This is a genomic window from Amnibacterium sp., assembly GCF_036559085.1.
Lineage (GTDB): Bacteria > Actinomycetota > Actinomycetes > Actinomycetales > Microbacteriaceae > Amnibacterium.
In genome coordinates this window covers 13,911-30,295 of record NZ_DATBTU010000076.1, presented here as the reverse complement: position 1 = coordinate 30,295, position 16,385 = coordinate 13,911, and the positions used below count along the sequence as shown (strand labels likewise).

21 protein-coding genes are annotated in these 16,385 nt (G+C 73.0%); all 21 read left to right on the top strand.

Annotated features, from left to right (window positions below; translation table 11 throughout):
* Nucleotides 1-336 (top strand): flagellar export chaperone FliS (locus tag VIG76_RS14610; RefSeq protein WP_331955454.1); only part of this gene is annotated, 336 nt, incomplete at its 5' end.
* The gene (locus VIG76_RS14605) at nucleotides 329-619 is read left to right on the top strand and encodes a hypothetical protein (protein ID WP_331955452.1); all 291 of its coding nucleotides are present in this window, start codon (nucleotides 329-331) and stop codon (nucleotides 617-619) included. The genes VIG76_RS14610 and VIG76_RS14605, both read left to right, overlap by 8 nt.
* Nucleotides 620-799: 180 nt before the next feature.
* Nucleotides 800-1,123 carry a flagellar basal body rod protein FlgB gene (locus VIG76_RS14600; protein WP_414640657.1) on the top strand — a complete coding sequence of 108 codons (324 nt, stop codon included), beginning with the start codon at nucleotides 800-802 and terminating at the stop codon, nucleotides 1,121-1,123.
* The gene (locus VIG76_RS14595; RefSeq protein WP_331955447.1) at nucleotides 1,123-1,512 is read left to right on the top strand and encodes a flagellar basal body rod protein FlgC; all 390 of its coding nucleotides are present in this window, start codon (nucleotides 1,123-1,125) and stop codon (nucleotides 1,510-1,512) included. The genes VIG76_RS14600 and VIG76_RS14595 overlap by 1 nt, the downstream gene beginning before the upstream one ends.
* Complete coding sequence (gene fliE, locus VIG76_RS14590; RefSeq protein ID WP_414640656.1) at nucleotides 1,509-1,817, top strand: flagellar hook-basal body complex protein FliE; 309 nt, start codon at nucleotides 1,509-1,511, stop codon at nucleotides 1,815-1,817. The genes VIG76_RS14595 and fliE overlap by 4 nt, the downstream gene beginning before the upstream one ends.
* Nucleotides 1,817-3,475 carry a flagellar basal-body MS-ring/collar protein FliF gene (fliF, locus tag VIG76_RS14585; RefSeq protein WP_331955445.1) on the top strand — a complete coding sequence of 553 codons (1,659 nt, stop codon included), beginning with the start codon at nucleotides 1,817-1,819 and terminating at the stop codon, nucleotides 3,473-3,475. The genes fliE and fliF overlap by 1 nt, the downstream gene beginning before the upstream one ends.
* Nucleotides 3,472-4,584: a flagellar motor switch protein FliG gene (locus VIG76_RS14580; RefSeq protein WP_331955443.1), complete on the top strand. Its 1,113-nt coding sequence runs from the start codon at nucleotides 3,472-3,474 to the stop codon at nucleotides 4,582-4,584. The genes fliF and VIG76_RS14580 overlap by 4 nt, the downstream gene beginning before the upstream one ends.
* On the top strand, nucleotides 4,574-5,182 hold the full coding sequence (locus tag VIG76_RS14575; RefSeq protein ID WP_331955441.1) for a FliH/SctL family protein: 609 nt from the start codon (nucleotides 4,574-4,576) through the stop codon (nucleotides 5,180-5,182). Before VIG76_RS14580 ends, VIG76_RS14575 begins: the two co-directional genes overlap by 11 nt.
* A complete protein-coding gene (locus VIG76_RS14570) occupies nucleotides 5,179-6,504 on the top strand; it encodes a FliI/YscN family ATPase (RefSeq protein WP_331955439.1) in 1,326 nt (441 codons plus the stop codon). Before VIG76_RS14575 ends, VIG76_RS14570 begins: the two co-directional genes overlap by 4 nt.
* Nucleotides 6,504-6,935, top strand: coding sequence for a flagellar FliJ family protein (locus tag VIG76_RS14565; protein WP_331955437.1), 432 nt, complete (start codon nucleotides 6,504-6,506; stop codon nucleotides 6,933-6,935). The genes VIG76_RS14570 and VIG76_RS14565 overlap by 1 nt, the downstream gene beginning before the upstream one ends.
* Nucleotides 6,932-7,708 (top strand): C40 family peptidase, encoded by a 777-nt coding sequence (locus VIG76_RS14560; RefSeq protein WP_331955435.1) that lies wholly within the window; start codon nucleotides 6,932-6,934, stop codon nucleotides 7,706-7,708. Before VIG76_RS14565 ends, VIG76_RS14560 begins: the two co-directional genes overlap by 4 nt.
* Nucleotides 7,705-9,255 (top strand): flagellar hook-length control protein FliK, encoded by a 1,551-nt coding sequence (locus tag VIG76_RS14555; protein WP_331955433.1) that lies wholly within the window; start codon nucleotides 7,705-7,707, stop codon nucleotides 9,253-9,255. The genes VIG76_RS14560 and VIG76_RS14555 overlap by 4 nt, the downstream gene beginning before the upstream one ends.
* An 11-nt stretch (nucleotides 9,256-9,266) precedes the next feature.
* A complete protein-coding gene (locus tag VIG76_RS14550; protein WP_331955431.1) occupies nucleotides 9,267-9,692 on the top strand; it encodes a flagellar hook capping FlgD N-terminal domain-containing protein in 426 nt (141 codons plus the stop codon).
* 116 nt (nucleotides 9,693-9,808) lie between these two features.
* Entirely contained in the window at nucleotides 9,809-10,984 is a 1,176-nt protein-coding gene (locus VIG76_RS14545; protein WP_331955429.1) for a flagellar hook protein FlgE, read from the top strand.
* 233 nt (nucleotides 10,985-11,217) lie between these two features.
* Nucleotides 11,218-11,529, top strand: coding sequence for a flagellar FlbD family protein (locus VIG76_RS14540; protein ID WP_331955427.1), 312 nt, complete (start codon nucleotides 11,218-11,220; stop codon nucleotides 11,527-11,529).
* Complete coding sequence (locus VIG76_RS14535; protein WP_331955425.1) at nucleotides 11,529-12,356, top strand: motility protein A; 828 nt, start codon at nucleotides 11,529-11,531, stop codon at nucleotides 12,354-12,356. Before VIG76_RS14540 ends, VIG76_RS14535 begins: the two co-directional genes overlap by 1 nt.
* Nucleotides 12,357-12,358: 2 nt before the next feature.
* A complete protein-coding gene (locus VIG76_RS14530; protein ID WP_331955423.1) occupies nucleotides 12,359-13,177 on the top strand; it encodes an OmpA/MotB family protein in 819 nt (272 codons plus the stop codon).
* A 99-nt stretch (nucleotides 13,178-13,276) separates the two neighbouring features.
* Nucleotides 13,277-14,137, top strand: a complete 861-nt coding sequence (locus VIG76_RS14525) for a FliM/FliN family flagellar motor switch protein (protein WP_331955421.1) — start codon at nucleotides 13,277-13,279, stop codon at nucleotides 14,135-14,137.
* Between the two features lie 10 nt (nucleotides 14,138-14,147).
* Complete coding sequence (locus tag VIG76_RS14520) at nucleotides 14,148-14,873, top strand: FliM/FliN family flagellar motor switch protein (protein ID WP_331955419.1); 726 nt, start codon at nucleotides 14,148-14,150, stop codon at nucleotides 14,871-14,873.
* Between the two features lie 9 nt (nucleotides 14,874-14,882).
* The gene (locus tag VIG76_RS14515; RefSeq protein ID WP_331955417.1) at nucleotides 14,883-15,521 is read left to right on the top strand and encodes a flagellar biosynthetic protein FliO; all 639 of its coding nucleotides are present in this window, start codon (nucleotides 14,883-14,885) and stop codon (nucleotides 15,519-15,521) included.
* Nucleotides 15,518-16,384 (top strand): flagellar type III secretion system pore protein FliP, encoded by an 867-nt coding sequence (fliP, locus tag VIG76_RS14510; protein WP_414640655.1) that lies wholly within the window; start codon nucleotides 15,518-15,520, stop codon nucleotides 16,382-16,384. The genes VIG76_RS14515 and fliP overlap by 4 nt, the downstream gene beginning before the upstream one ends.
* The last annotated feature ends 1 nt before the right edge of the window (nucleotide 16,385 follow it).

Here is a 16,385-nt window from a genome sequence, read left to right as displayed (position 1 = left end):
ATGCTCTACGACCGGCTGCTGCTCGACCTGCAGCGCGCCGAGACCGCGCAGCGCCAGGAGGACTGGACCGCCGCTTCGCCCTGCCTGCTGCACGCGCAGGAGATCGTCACGGAGCTCATGACCTCGCTGCGGCCGGAGATCTGGGACGGCGGCCCCGGCCTGCTCGCCCTCTACGGCTACGTCGTGCAGAACCTCGTCACCGCGAACATCCGGCGCGACATCGGCAAGACCCGCGAGTGCATCGTGCTGCTCGAGCCGCTGCGCACCGCCTGGCACGAGGCCGCGCTGCAGGTCTCGATGGAGCAGGCGGCGCACCGCCGCGACGCCGTTGGCTGATCCCGTCGAGTGGACGCCGGTGCTCGACGACCTCGAGCACCGCGTCTCCGCCGCCGAGCAGGGCGATCTCGCCGTGCTCGAGGGCTGGACGCCGCCCAGCACGGCCGCCGCGATGACCCCCGCCGATGTCGAGCGCGCCACCCGGGTGCTCGGCCGCCAGCGCGCGCTGCTCGCCCGGCTCCGGGAGGAACAGGGCCGCGTCGCCGTGCGCATGGCCGCCGCGCGGAAGCCGGCATTCAAGGCGTTCACCGCCCCACCGGTGTACGTCGACCGCTCGCTCTGAGCCGCGGGGGACGCCGGTCCCCCGAACGGGGGGCATCGCGCCTCCCGGACATCCTTCAATCCCCGCTTTAGTGTCGCGTCAACTCCCGAGCACGGATCGCTCGGGTTCCTTGTAGGCCATGGACCCGGCCGCCGCACCGTTTCCCCTTAGGTGGAATGCGCCGTGTTCCAATCGGTCACCATGAATGCGCTCTCCAGCGCACTCGACGGGCTCGCCGCGCGCCAGACGGCGATCGCCCAGAACATCGCGAACGTCAACACCCCGAACTACCGGGCGAAGACGGTCAGCTTCGAGGCGGCGCTCGCGCAGTCCGTCGCGGCGGGCAGCGGCATCGCCGGCGTCACCGAGGGCGTCTCCGGCGCGCCGACGGTGCAGAACGGCAACAACGTCTCGCTGGACTCCCAGACGTTGAACAACGAGCAGACGGTGCTCATGTACCAGTTCGCGGCGCAGGCCGTGAACATGGACTTCGACGCCACATCCGTCGCCCTGAAGACCGCCTGATGGACGCGATCGGCATCGCCGCCTCGGCGCTGAACATGCACCAGGCCTGGCTGAACTCCATCTCGGACAACATCGCGAACATCAACGACGCCCGGAACCCGAGCCAGAACGCATTCCAGGCGCAGTACCTCGTCGCGAACGAGGTCGCCGGCAACCAGGGCGTCGCCGTGACCGGCGTGGCGCACGGGAGCGCCGCCGGGAAGCTCGTCTACGACCCGACCAACCCCGTCGCCAGCTCCACCGGCTACGTGCGGATGCCGGACATCGACCTCGGCGAGCAGATGTCCGAGCTGATCATGGCGCAGCGCGGGTTCCAGGCGAACGCGAACGTCGTCGACCGGGCCAAGACCATGTACCAGTCCGCGCTGCAGATCGGCAGGAACGCATGACCATCGGAGCCGTCTCCGGGATCGGCGCCCTGCCCGGCGTCACCATGACCCCGAGCACCACCGCCACCACGTCCACCTCGGGCGGCGGATTCGGGAACGTGCTCACGAACGCCGTGGACAACCTCTCCGGGCTGCAGAACGCCGCGAACTCCGCCGCGGTGCAGGCCGTGACGAGCGGTGACCTCACCGACATCCACCAGGCGACCCTCGCCGCCACCCGCGCGCAGGTGACCATGGAGCTCGTCTCGGCCGTGCGCAACAAGGGCATCGACGCGTTCAACCAGATCATGAACATGCAGGGCTGATGAAGAACCTCAACGGTGCCGGCCGCCGCGTCCTCGAGTCCGTCCGCGGCTTCACGCTCGCGCAGCGCACGATCGCGCTGATCGGCGTCGCGATCCTCGTGCTGGGCAGCGTCGCGCTCACGAACTGGCTCGGCCGCCCGACCTACTCGCCCCTGTTCACGGGGCTCTCGGCATCGGATGCGAGCGGCGTGGTCGCGCAGCTCGCCAAGGACAAGGTCGACTACCAGCTCTCCGACGGCGGCGCGACGATCCTCGTCCCCGCCGACAAGGTCGACGCCGAGCGTCTCGCCGCCGCATCCGCCGGCCTGCCGAGCTCGAGCACCACCGGCTACGCGCTGCTCGACAGCATGGGCGTCACCGCGAGCGAGTTCCAGCAGAACGTCACCTACAAGCGCGCCATCGAGGGCGAGCTCGCGAAGACCATCGGCTCGATCAGCGGCGTCGCGACGGCATCCGTCCAGCTCGCGATCCCGCAGCAGACCGTCTTCAGTGACAAGCAGCAGGACCCGACCGCATCGGTGTTCGTGAACGTCACGACGCCGCTCACCACCGACCAGGTGCAGGCGATCGTGCACCTCACCGCCGCCGCCTACCCGGGCCTGAAGGACACGAACGTGTCCGTCGTCGACCAGAAGGGCGAGACGCTCTCCTCGGTCGGCGGCTCCCCGTCGGGCAGCGCCTCCGAGCAGGCGACGAGCTACGAGGACTCCACCCGCGCGAAGGTGCAGGCCGTGCTCGACTCGCTGCTCGGCCCGGGCAACTCCACCGTCACCGTCGCCGCCACCGTGAGCCAGTCCTCCGGTACGACGACGAGCAAGACCTACTCGACGCCGACCGGCGCTCCCGTGCTGTCGCAGAGCAGCAACACCTCGACCTACAAGGGCAGCGGCGCGAGCGGCGCCGCCGGCGTGCTCGGCACCGACACCACCGCCACGGCGGCGTCCGGCGGCACCGGCAGCGGCGCGAACACCTACACGTCGGCCCAGGGCGTGAAGAACAACGCGATCAACGAGACGAGCACGACCCAGACGATCACGCCGGGCACGCTCACCTCCCAATCGATCGCGGTCGCCGTCAACGCCACCAAGGCCGCGAACATCCCGACCAGCACCATCCAGAGCCTCGTGTCGGCCGCCGCCGGCGTGAACACCAAGCGGGGCGACACCGTCACGGTGGCCGCGGCGCCGTTCTCGAACGCGGCCGCGTCGGCCGCGAAGGCGGCACTCGCGCAGCAGCAGGCGGCCCAGTCCTCCGACGGCATGACCCGCATCATCACCGCGGCGATCTGGGTCGTCGGCGGTCTCGTGTTCTTCGTCCTGCTCGTCCTCCTGCTCCGGAAGCTGTTCAAGAAGCCCGAGCGCGAGAGCGTCGACGGCGGCGAGTTCGCCGTCCTGCCGCCGGCCTCGCCGATGGACGCCGCCCTCGCCGGCGGGATGGGCGCGCAGCGTCTCGGTGGCAGCAGCCCCATGGCCGGACTGCCGACCGTGCCGGCCCCGACCGTCGTGATGCCGCAGGCCGTCCCCGTGCCCCGCGTCTCCAACGAGCACCTGTCGCCCTTCGAGCGCCTCCAGGCCGACGTCGACGCGTTGGCCGAGGCCGCGCCCGACCGCACGGCCGAGTACCTCCGGGCGTTGATGGCGGAAGGTGCCGGCGCGTGACCGGCATCGGTACGGACCTCGCCCCCGTCGCGGTCCGCAGCCTCTCGGGCATCCAGAAGGCCGCGCTCGTGCTCATGAACATGAGCACCGAGCGCGCCGCCGCGGTGCTGCGCAACTTCGAGCCCGCCGAGGCCGAGGAGATCACCGCGGAGATGTCGCGGATGCGCGTCCCCGCCGGCCGCGACGCCGAGCTGGCGATCCGCGAGTTCCACGAGCAGAACGTGGTGCGCCCCGACGCGCCGTCCGGTCGCACCGGCAAGGACATCGCCGCGGACCTCATCCACGCGTCGTTCGAGCCCGAGCGCGCCGCCGGCCTGATCGAGCGGATCGAGGCGCCCGAGGCGAGCGCCTCCTTCGCGTTCCTCGAGCAGGTCGAGGCGCCGGCGCTCGGCAAGCAGCTCGCCGCGGAGACCCCCGAGACCGTCGCGTTCGTGCTCGTGCAGCTCGGTCCCGACCAGGCCGCGAAGATCCTCATGGCCCTCGAACCGGGCCGCCGCACCGACGTCGCGGCGGCGATCGCCACCATGGGCACCCCCGTGCCGGAGGCGGGCGGCATCGTCGCCGATGCCCTCCGTCGTCAGCTGCGCGCATCCACGTCCCGCTACGCGCCGGTCGAGCCGGACGCCGTCGACGGCCCGTCGCTGCACGTGCAGCCGCTCGTCGACATCATGAACCACGCCGAGCCGGCCGCGGAGGGCGAGCTGCTCGCCGCGCTGCAGGCCCGCGACGCGCACCTCGCCGACGAGGTGCGGGCGAAGATGCTCGCCTTCGAGGACCTCCCGCGCCTCCAGGACCTCGACCTGCAGCAGGTGGTGCGCGGCATCGACATCGCCCAGCTCGCCCTCGCCCTCAAGGGGGCGCCGGAGGAGATCGCGAACGCGGTGCGGTCGAACATGTCGGAGCGCAACCGCGAGACGCTCGCCGAGGAGTCCGCCGAGCTGGGCCGCGTGCCGAAGAGCCAGGTCGAGGAGGCGCGGCACGTGATCGTCCGCGCGATCCGCGAGCTGGCCGGCACGGGCGGCCTCGAGCTGAAGCGCGAGCCCGTCGACGGCGAGACGGATGCGCCCGAGGGCGCCTCGAGCGAGCCGGAGGAGGAGTATGTCGACTAGGAGCTCCTTCGCCCCGCTCGTCTTCCCCGAGCTGGCGACGCCGGTGACCGGCGAGATCGCCGAGCGCGCCCGTGTGCAGGGTCACGCCGCCGGCTACGCCGCGGGTCGCCGCGAGGCCGCCGCCGTGCTCGAGCAGGAGCGCGCCGCGCAGCGGTCCCAGGCGGACCACCTGCTCGCCACCGAGATCGTGCGGCTCCGCAGCGCCGCCGCCGCGCTCGAGGCGGCCGCGACGGCGCTCGCCGTCCGGACCGCCGCCGCCCATGCAGCCACGGACGAGGCCATGCTCGCCGCGGCCGTCGACATCGCCGAGCTCGTGCTCGGGCGTGAGCTGCTCGACCGTCCCGCCTCCGCCGTCGCCGCCGTGCGGCGGGCCCTCGCGGTCGCCGGCGACACGCAGGCGCTGACGGTGCGCCTGCACCCCGAGGACGTCCCGGCGGCCGCCGCGCTCGCCGACGAGCACCCGGGTCTGCGCTTCGTCGCCGACCCCGCCCTCGACCGCGGCGACGCCGTGGCCGACCTGCCCGACGGACGGGTCGACGCGCGCATCGGCGCGGCGCTCGACCGTGTGCGCGCCACCTTCGCGGGGGAGGGCGCATGAGCCTCGCGACCGCCCCCTACCGGCCCCCCGGGCTCGACGCGCTCCTCACGGCAGCCCTACCCCAGCGCATCGGCGCCGTCGCCGCGGTCGCCGGCCTCGGCATCCGCGTGCGCGGCGTCGACGCCGCCATGGGCGACCTGCTGCACGTCGGCGACGAGCTCGCCCGCGCCGAGGTGGTCGCCGTGACCGGCGCCGAGCTCACGCTCATGCCGATCGACCGGATCGACGGCATCCGCGTGGGTGCACCCGTGCGCGCCACCGGCCGGCGGCTCTCCGTGCCGACCGGCAGCGGGCTGCTCGGCCGCGTGCTCGACGCGACGGGCCGCCCGATCGACGGCCGAGGCCCGCTGCGCGTCGAACGGCACGTGCCCGTCGACGCCGAGCCGCCGTCGGCGCTCGACCGCGCCCGAATCCAGGTGCCGCTGCACCTCGGGGTGCGCGCCCTCGACACGCTCACCACGGTGGGCCGCGGGCAGCGCATCGGGCTCTTCGCCGGCTCGGGCGTGGGCAAGTCGTCGCTGCTGTCGATGATCGCCCGCGGCAGCGACGCGGCGGTCACCGTCATCGCCCTGGTGGGGGAGCGCGGCCGCGAGGTGCGCGAGTTCCTCGAGGACGACCTCGGCCCCGAGGGCCTCGCCCGCAGCGTCGTCGTCGTCTCGACCGCCGACCAGCCGGCCCTCACCCGCGCCCGTGCCGCCTTCACCGCGACCCGCATCGCCGAGGCGTTCCGCGACGCCGGCACCCACGTGATGCTGATGATGGACTCGCTCACCCGCGTCGCCATGGCGCAGCGCGAGATCGGGCTCTCCGTGGGCGAGCCGCCCGCCACCCGCGGCTACCCGCCGAGCGTCTTCGGGCTGCTCGCCCGCCTGCTCGAGCGCGCCGGTACCGGTACGACCGGCTCGATCACCGGCGTCTACACGGTCCTCGTCGACGGCGACGACCACAACGAGCCGATCGCGGACACCGTCCGCTCGATCCTCGACGGCCACATCGTGCTCGACCGCAAGCTCGCGACGGCCGGCCACTTCCCGTCGATCGACGTGCTCGGCAGCGTCTCCCGCCTCGCGTCGCGCGTGACGACGCCCGAGCAGCGGGCTGCCGCCTCGACCCTGCGATCCGTGCTGGCCGCCCGCCGCGAGGTGCAGGATCTCATCGACGTCGGGGCATACGTCCCCGGTGCGAACCCGCGCGTCGACGCGGCGCTCGCGAACGCGGAGCCGATCCGCGCGTTCCTCACGCAGCGGATGGACGACGTGACGCCCGCCGAGGTCGCGTGGCACCGGCTCGCGGCCCTCGTCGCGCCGATGGGGGGTCTCTGATGGCGGTCTTCAGCCTGGCCGGGCTCCTCCGGCTCCGTCGCCTCCGTGAGGACCAGGCGGCCGCCGAGGTCGGGCATGCCCGCTCCCGCGCATCCGAGATCGCCTCCCAGCGCCACCAGCTCATCGACTCGCTGTCGGACCACGGCCACGAGGCGCGCGACGTGCGCGGCATCGCCGCCATCTCGGCCGCGAGGGCCTCCACCTCGACGATGCTCGCGGACCTCGAGGCGCTGCACATCGCGCAGGCCCAGATCGTCGCGGATGCCGAGGCGCGCCACCGCGACGCCCGCCGCGGCACGCTCTCGGTCGAGAAGCTCGAGGAGCGCCACGACGAGGCGACGCGCGTCGAGGACCTCCGAGCGGAGCAGGCCGTGCTCGACGAGCTCGCCGGCCGCGCCCGCCGCTTCACGGACGACGGGAGCAGCTCGTGACCTTCACCGAGATGGTCTCCACCATCCAGCAGATCCAGGCGCAGCTCGCCTCGCTGTCCCCGGCCGCACAGACGACGCCGGGGTCGGGCGCCGCGTTCGCCGACGCCCTGACCGGAGCCACCGCCCCGAGCGGCACCGTCGAGACCTCGAAGACCGCCTCGACCGACGGTGCGCTGATCGACGGTGGCGGAGTCACCGGCGACGGGGTCGTGGCCGCCGCCAAGCAGTACGTCGGCGTGCCCTACGTGTTCGGGGGCGAGTCCTCCTCCGGGATGGACTGCTCCGGTCTCGTGCAGAAGACGTTCTCGGACCTCGGCATCTCGGTGCCGCGCCTCGTGCACGAGCAGCAGACGGTCGGCCAGAAGGTCGACTCGCTGAAGGACGCGAAGCCCGGCGACCTCATCGTGCTGAACGGCGGCGACCACATCGCGATCTACGCCGGCAACGACACCGTGATCCACGCCCCCTACGAGGGCCGTACCGTCTCGGTCCAGAAGGCGTGGTTCACCGACAAGGACATCGTCACGATCCGCCGGATCGTGCCGGCGACCGGCGACGCCACCTCCGTGCCGAGGACCGGCGGCGTCGCCGCGAGCACCAGCGCGAACCTCGCCGCACTGTCCGCGATGCTCGGGCAGGGCACCTCGCCGTCGCTGAGCGGCTCCGACACCTCGCTCTCCAGCCTGCTCTCCACCCTCGGCGTCTCGGGCAGCTCGAGCACGGCTCAGCAGCTGCTCGCCGCCCGCGCCTCGATCACGGGAGCCGCCGGATGAACGCCGGCACGATCCTCCTCAGCGCCCCGTCGGGCGCGGCCCGCAGCGGCGCGAAGACGGCCGCCCGCTCCGGCGGCGGCGCCGACGCGTTCCAGGGCGCCCTCGACGCGCAGTCCGAGCAGCTGCGGTCTCCGGCCCCGCAGCCCGCCGCCCCGCGGCAGGAGCAGCGCCCCGCCGATGCGAGCGTGCAGAACGGGCCGGCGGATCGTCCGGCTTCCGCCGGCGACGCGGCCGAGGGTGGCACGCGGCGCGCCGGCCGCCACGAGCCGCGCAGCACGGAAGCGGACGCCCAGCAGGCCGTCCCCGGTGCTGCCACGGATCCGCAGCTGATGGCGCCTCCGCCGCAGGCCGCTGCGGTGACCGCTCCGACGGACGACGCATCCGCGCCCCACACCACGGATCCGAGCACGCCCGACGCGAGCGCTCTCGGCGTTCCGCAAGCCACGGCGCAGCTCTCGGTTCCGGGCCCGCCGGTGACGAACGGGCAGCCGCAGTCGAGCGCTGCCCCGACGGCTCCCGCCCCGTCGGCCGCACCCGCACCTGGCGTGGGTCCCGCTCCGTTCACGGCCCTCGGGCCGGTCGGCCAAGCGGCACCCGACCCGGCTTCCGCCGCGGTTCCCGTCTCCGCCACGGCCGCCGCTCCCGTCACGGCCGCCGCTCCCGACACGGCCGCCACTCCCGCCGCCGCGGTCTCCTCGCCCGACGCGACCGCCGCTGCTGCGTCCCCCGTCGGCACCCCAGCAGCGGCCGCGGCGACCGCCCAGGTCGCTGCTCCGGGGGTCCGGATCGTGAGCACGGCGAGCCCGCAGGCTCCCGCTGCCCGCCCCTCGGCCGCCGGTCAGCACCGTTCGAACGCCGCCGCGTCCGCTCCCGTAGCGGTCGCCTCGGTGACGCAGGACCCGGCCGACCTGCTCGCGGGCATGCGCATCCGCGCCGCCGGCCGCGCGACCGCTGGTGACACGGGCGACGCCGCTCCGGCGACCGGACCGACCGCTGACGCCTCCGCCGCGCCGCCGGTCGGCGCCCCGACGCCCGCCGCGCCGGTGCAGCAGCCCGCCGCGACCCCGGTCGCGGCCGTCGCCCCGGCCGCGCCCGTCACTCCCGCGGATTCGGCCGAGCCGACGCTCGCCGCCCAGCTGGTTCCGCCGATCGCCGCGCTCGCCGCGCGCGGGAACGGCGAGCACGTCGTCACGGTCCGGGTGTCGCCCGAGAACCTCGGCGCCGTCACCGTGCGCGCCCACGTCGTCGCCGGCAGCATGAAGGTCGAGCTCTTCGCGGCCGCACCGCACGCGAGAGACGCGCTCTCCGCGATGCTGCCCGACCTCCGCCGCGACCTCGCCGGCACCGAAGGGACGGGCTCCACCACCGTCGGCCTCGGCGGCGAGGCGTCGGCCCGCAGCGACACCCGCGGATCCGGATCCGAGCGCGGCTCCGCCGGATCCGGTCGTCCTTCAGCCGCCCGCTCGGCCGCACCGGCCCCCGCATCCACCGCCCGCTCCCCGTGGCGCCCCGCGCTCGCAGCCGGGCGCCTCGACGTCCTCGCCTGAAAGGACCAGCCATGACCACCGTGCCCCCGGCGACCGCTCCCACGACCGGCACGAGCACCACCCCGGCACGCCTGCCGACGCAGACGTTCAACTCGGACATGTTCTTGAAGCTGCTCGTCACGCAGCTGAAGAACCAGGACCCGAGCTCGCCGATGGACAGCACGCAGATGATCAGCCAGACCTCGCAGCTCGCCTCGATGGAGCAGCTGACCGCCCTGAACTCGTCGACGACCGAGTCCTACAACCTCCAGATGCGCTCCGCCGCCGCCAATGTGCTCGGCAAGACCGTCAGCTGGACCGACGCCGCCGGGAACGCGAAGACCGGCGTCGCCACCGCCGTCTCCTTCAGCGGCAGCACGCCGACCGTGACGGTCGGGTCCGACACCGTCGCGCTCACCGCCCTCAGCGGCATCAGCACCTCCTCCACCACCTCCTGATCCCCCCCGCCGCCCCCGCGGCACCCCCACAGCCACGACGGCGAACTCCCGGCCAGGACGGCCACCACCGGCGGCGCATCGAGCGCCCGCCGAACCGTTCCGAAAGGCTCTCCGCCATGCTCCGCTCGCTCTACGCCGGGATCTCCGGGCTCCGCGCCGAACAGACGATGCTCGACGTCACCTCGAACAACATCGCGAACGTCAACACGACGGGCTTCAAGTCCTCGAGCGTCCAGTTCGAGGACACGCTGTCCCAGACCCTGTCCGCCGCCGGACTCCCCCAGCCGACGAAGGCGGGCACCAACCCCAACCAGGTGGGCCTCGGCGTCCGCGTCGCAGCGATCACCACGAACCTCGCGCAGGGCGAGCAGCAGTCGACCGGCAACAACCTCGACACCATGATCTCCGGCGACGGCTACTTCGTGACGACGATCGGCACGCAGACGCAGTACACCCGTGACGGCGCGTTCCACTGGGACGCCCAGGGCCGGCTGGCGAGCGCGGACGGCGGGCTCGTGAAGGGCTGGTCGGCGGTCGGCGGCGTCATCAACACCGGCGGAGCCCCGAGCCCGATCAGCCTCCCGTCCGGCTCCGTCGCCCCGGCGGTCGCGACGACCAAGGCGGTCGTCACCGGCAACCTCGACTCCACCGGCGCGGGTGGGCAGTCGGTCAAGGAGATCAGCGTCTACGCCGCTGACGGCACCCGGAAGACGCTGTCGATCACGTTCACGCCGGGCGCGAACGGCGCCTGGAGCTACTCGGCCGGCGACGGCAGCGGCGCCCCGGTGACCGGCACCGTGCAGTGCGCGAACGGCGCCGTGACCGGAGCCACGAAGTTCACGACGAGCGACGGCATCACCATCGACATGTCCGGCCTCACCGGCTTCGCAGACCTCTCCACCGCCACGATCGCGACCCAGGACGGCACCGCCGCCGGCCGGCTGCTCTCCACCTCGATGGGGAACGACGGCACCCTCTCGGGCACCTTCAGCAACGGCGCCACCATCCCGCTCGCGCGGCTGGCGCTCGCGACGTTCGTGAACCCGGAGGGACTCGCGAAGGCGGGGAACTCGACGCTGCAGGAGACGTTGAACTCCGGCTCGCCGACCCTCACCACCGCCGGGGAGGGCAGCGCGGGAACGATCGTCGCCGGGGCGCTCGAGGCCTCGAACGTGGATCTCAGCCAGGAGTTCACCAACCTGATCATCGCCCAGCGCGGGTTCCAGGCGAACGCCCGCATCATCACCACGTCCGACCAGGTGCTGCAGGAACTCGTCCAGCTCAAGCAGTGACCGCGGAACGAGCACTTTCCCCATCGGCGCAGGCGCGGAGGCCGAGCCGATGGGGAAGGTGCTCGGGGGAGGGGCAGGAGCGGCGGCGGCGCGCGGCGGGCCGCCTGCCGCGAAGTGGGGGCATGCGCATCCGCCCCCGCTCCTGACATCGTCGACGCATCCGCCGATTGTGGAACTCGACGGCGGAACGACCCCACGGACGGGGTCGGCCGTGCCCATGGACGGGGGAGACGATGATCCTGCTGACGCGCCTGAACGGCAGCACGTTCGCGGTGAACCCCGACCTTGTCGAACGCATCCAGGAATCGCCGGACACCTCGGTCGTCCTCGTCGACGGGACGACCTTCATCGTCACCGAGACGATCGACGAGGTCATCGGCGAGATCGCGGAGTACCGGGCTCGAGTGATCGCACTCGCCCACTCCATGCACTTCGAGGCACCCTCCGCCGTCCCCGCGTCGTCGCGAGGGGGCCGCCGATTCGGCGTCGTCGACGGCGCCAAGGCTCCCGTGCGTCCGGCGGATGCACGCCGCGGGGGGAACTGATGGATCCCGCGACCCTGGGCGGCATCGTCGTCGCCTTCGGCTCGCTGCTCGTCATGGCGTTCCTCGAGGGCGCCAACCCGATGTCGCTCATCATCCCCGCGCCGATGATCCTCGTGCTCGGTGGCGCGATCGGCGTCGGTATCGCATCGACGACGCTGCCGGATGCGATCCTCGCCATCAAGGCGCTGCCGAAGGCGTTCCTCTTCAAGGGCGTCAAGCTCGGCGCGGACATCGACCGGCTCGTCGAGCTCGCCGAGGTCGCGCGCAAGCAGGGCCTGCTCGCCCTCGAGGCGCAGGCAGCCGAGGTCGAGGACCCGTACCTGAAGAAGGCGCTGCAGAACGTCGCCGACGGCATGGACGCGGATGAGCTCCGGATCGTCATGGAGGACGAGGCCGCGGCGAAGGAGAAGACGGCGCGGTCCGCCGCGAAGTTCTACAACTCCCTCGGCGGCTTCGCCCCCACCGTCGGCATCATCGGCACCGTCGTCTCGCTCACCCACGTGCTCGAGAACCTCTCGAACCCCGCCGGCCTCGGCCACTCCATCGCCGGCGCCTTCGTCGCCACCCTGTGGGGCGTCATGTCGGCCAACTTCATCTGGCTGCCCATCGGTGGCCGGCTCGGCAAGGTCGCCGACCTCGAGGCGGAGCGCTACGGCGTGCTCGTCGAGGGCGTGATGGCCGTGCAGGCCGGTGCCCAGCCCCGCGTCCTCAGCGAGAAGCTCCGCGCCATGGTGCCGGAGAGCCAGCTCGGCAAGCCCGCCGAGAAGTCGGCGGAGAAGGCCGCGAAGCCGGCCAAGGCGACGAAGACCGCCGAAGCGGCCGCCTGATCGTGAGCAGCGGCAGACGCCGCAAGGGGGGGCACGGCGGCGAGTTCCATCTCGACGAGCGCTGGATGACCTCCTACGCGGACATGATCACGGTGCTGATGTGCCTCTTCATCGTGCTATACGCGATGTCGACGGTGGACTCGCACAAGTTCGACGTGCTGAAGAACTCGCTCGCATCCGGCTTCGGCGTGACGAACAGCGCGAAGCTCGACCTCACCAAGGGCATCCCGGTGCCGAAGGAGCTCGTCGACAAGAAGGGCAACGGCTTCACCGCGTCGAAGACCACGACCGGGTCGCTGAAGCTCGAGAAGACCATGAAGACGGCGATCGAGGCGGCCCTGCAGAAGGCGCATGCATCGAACCTCGCCGACGTGAAGCTCGACGCCAACGGGCTCACGATCGGCCTCGTCGGCTCGTCCGCCTACTTCGACGGGAACGACGCCTCGCTGCGCCCCTCCGCCGTGACGGTGCTCACCGCCATCGGGCCGGTGCTCGGGAGCAGCGACCGCGTCATCACGGTCGAGGGGCACGCGGATCCGCACGGGTCGCCCGGCCGGTTCGGCAACGACTGGAACCTCGCCGCCGTGCGGGCCGGCAACGTGCTGCTCTACCTCGTCGACCACGGCGTCGACGGCACGCGCATCTCCTCGGTCTCCTACGGCTCCGCGCAGCCGATCCCGGGCACCGGGGAGACGACGGAGGAGAAGAACCGCCGCGTCGACATCGTCGTGCACACCCCGGCCGCGACGCCCTCCACGAGCTCGAGCGGGGCCGCGACACCGGCTCCCACTCCCGCTGCCACACCGGCCGCGAAGGGCTGACCGGGGCCGTTCCCGTGGCGCTGGAGTGTCGCACCCCCGATCGGGGGGTCCGCTGCGAGGATCCGACTCGTGACGGATCGGCGGCGCCAGCGTGTCCGCGTGCACCCTCCCGGTGCCGCGGATCTCGACGTGCGCCCGTACGACTTCGAGAAGCCCGAGCTGCTCTCCGAGCCGCAGGGCGAGCGCCTCGCCTCCGCCTTCGAGTCCTTCGGGCGATCCCTCGGCCTGCAGCTGACCGCGAAGACCCGCACGGTCATCGACGTCGAGTACGGCGGCTACGTGATCAGCCCGGCCGGTGCGCTCCGCGACTCCGCCGAGCCCGCCGCCTACGTGGTGGCCGCCGTCGAGGGCGTGCGCGCCCGGGCGGTGCTGCGGCTCCCGCTCGTCGAGGCGCGGTTCTGGGCCTCCCGCCTCGTCGGGGGCACCGGTGCGCCGTCGGGGGAGGAGCGCCTGCTCACCGCCGTCGAGCGAGCCCTGGTCTGGCACCTCGTCGACGAGCACGCCCTCGAGCTGCACCTCGCCTTCGACGGCCTGCTGCCGACCCTCATCGTCGAGGCCTTCGCCTACGACCGCGTCCGCGAGCTCGCGGCGCCCGACGACCTCATGGTGCAGGCGGGCTTCGCGCTCGACCGCCCCGGCTCCCGCAGCATCGTCACCGTCACGCTGCCGGCCGAGCCGATCCTCGAGGCGCTCGGCCACGGTGCCGCGCGCCAGGAGCAGGGCCTCGTGACGCACCGGCTCGAGCAGCACGTGGCCGCCGCCCCGGTCGACGTCGCGCTGCGGTTCGCGGACACCCGCGTGCCCGCCGCGGTCGTGCTCTCCCTCGCGGAAGGTGATCTCATCCCCCTGGATCATCCGCGGCACCAGCCGCTCGCGATCACGATGGACGGCATGCCCGTCGTCCGGGCCGCGGTCGGGGGGAACGGCGACCGTCTCGCGTGCGTCGTCGTGGACGCATGAGGAGCAGATCGTGACCTTCCCCTCCGCCCTCTCCGACGTCGGCACGGCCGGCGCCGACGACCGCGCCGTCGAGACCGCATGCGCGAACGCCCTGGTGGCGGCCCTGCCCGGCACCGCGCTCATGGCGCAGCGCCACGGCGGCGCGCCGGTGCCGCCCGCCGAGCTGGCCGCCGGCGTCTCGGCCACCTACGTCGGGGCACACTCCGCCGACTTCGCGCTCATCCTGCTCGACCGCACCGAGCTGCTCGCCGCGGCGGGTGGTGACGCCTCCCGCGTCCGGCTCGGCGACGTGCTGCGGCCGGCGCTCGAGCACGCCGCGTCCGTCATCGGCGGCGGCATGCTCGGCGATGCGACCGATGGCGCGCCCGCCTCGCTCTTCCAGTCGCCCGACGCCGTCGTGTTCGACCTCGTCGGCGAGGGCGGGGTCGCCGGCTGGTTCGCCGTCCAGGTGCGCGGCGAGGGCGGCCCCCGCCGCTTCGGCGACGTCTCGAGCAAGCTCGGCCGGATCAGCGGCGTCGAGATGACCCTCGCGGTCGAGATCGGCCGCGCCCGGGTGTCCGTGCGGGAGCTGCTCGACGCGCAGCCCGGCACCGTCATCGAGCTCGACCGGTCCGTCGGCTCGCAGGCCGACGTGTTCCTGAACGGCCGGATGATCGCGCACGGCGAGGTCGTCGTCGTCGACCGCCAGTTCGCCGTGCGGATCACCGAGGTCCTCGACGCCATCGACGAGGGCTGACCCCGGTCGATGGACACCGTCTTCCTCGCGCTGCGCGTGATCGTCTCCCTCGGGGCGGTCTTCGGCGCGCTCTTCTTCGCGCACCGCTGGCTCACCAAGGGCCGCGGTGCCGGCGGTGGGGGCCTGCGCGGCAAGGCGATCTCCGTCGTCTCGCGCCAGGGGCTCGGCACGAAGGCGGGCGTCGCGATCGTGGACGCCGGGGGCCGCCGCTACCTGCTCGGCGTCACCGAGCACGCCGTCACGGTGCTCGACCGGCTGGGTGCCGCGGACGGCGAGACGCCGGCCGTCTCCGTCGTCTCGACCGCCCCGGTGCCGCTCGTCGCGCCCGCATCGGCCTTCGAGCGCGAGCTCCACCGGGCATCCGGGATGAGCACAGGCGTGACCGGCACCGGCGGCGTCCCCGTCGTCGTCGGCCCGGATGCGGGACCCTCGGGACCGCCCACCCAGACGATCTCGCTGCCCGCCCACGGCCGCGCCGCTGCGCGCCCCGAGCCGGTGCAGCACACGAGCCGCCGCGCCGCCCGCGAGGCCGAGGAGGCGCGGGTCGTCGCCGAGCGCGTCCGAACCGCGAAGCCGTCGCCCCTCGCCGGCTCCGTCCTGTCCCCCGAGACGTGGCGGCAGACCGCCGCCGCGCTGAGACGACGGTGACCCGCGGGGTCCCCGCGACCGCAGGGCCCGCGCGCCTGCCGGTCGCGGCCCGGGTGCGGGCGTGGTGGCCGACCGGCGTCGTGCTGCTGCTCGGCGTGCTCGTCGTCGCCTACCTCGTCGTCGCCTCGCCGCTGTCCGCGTTCGCCGACCCCGTGAATCCGACGGTCCCGACGCCGACCCCGTCGGCCGGATCCGGTGCGGTCTCCATCACCATCGGCGGCGCGAACGGAGCGCCGTCCACATCCGTGATGGTGCTGATCGGCATCACCCTGCTGTCCGTCGCCCCGGCGCTGCTGCTGATGATGTCGTCGTTCACGAAGATCTTCGTGGTGCTCGCGATGACGCGGAACGCGCTCGGCCTGCCCACGATCCCGCCGAACCAGGTGCTCGCCGGGCTCGCGCTGTTCCTGTCGCTGTTCATCATGTGGCCGGTGCTCCAGCAGGTGAACACGGCCGCCCTCACTCCGTACCTCGCCGGAAAGATCGACTTCAACGCCGCGATCGGCGCCGCGTCCGGGCCCCTGCAGCACTTCATGGTGCTGCACACCAAGGAGAGCGACATCGCGCTGATGACCCGGGCAGCGGGTCAGGCGAACCCGACGGATCCGTCCACGGTGCCGCTCGTGACCCTCATCCCCGCGTTCATGCTCTCGGAGCTGCGCGCGGCGTTCATCATCGGGCTCGTCATCTTCGTGCCGTTCCTGGTGATCGACCTCGTCGTCTCGTCGGGCCTGATGGCGATGGGCATGATGATGCTCCCGCCGACGATGATCGCGCTGCCGTTCAAGATCCTGCTGTTCGTGCTGGTGGACGGCTGGGGCCTCATCATCACGTCCCTCGTGCAGAGCTATCGGACGGGGTAGG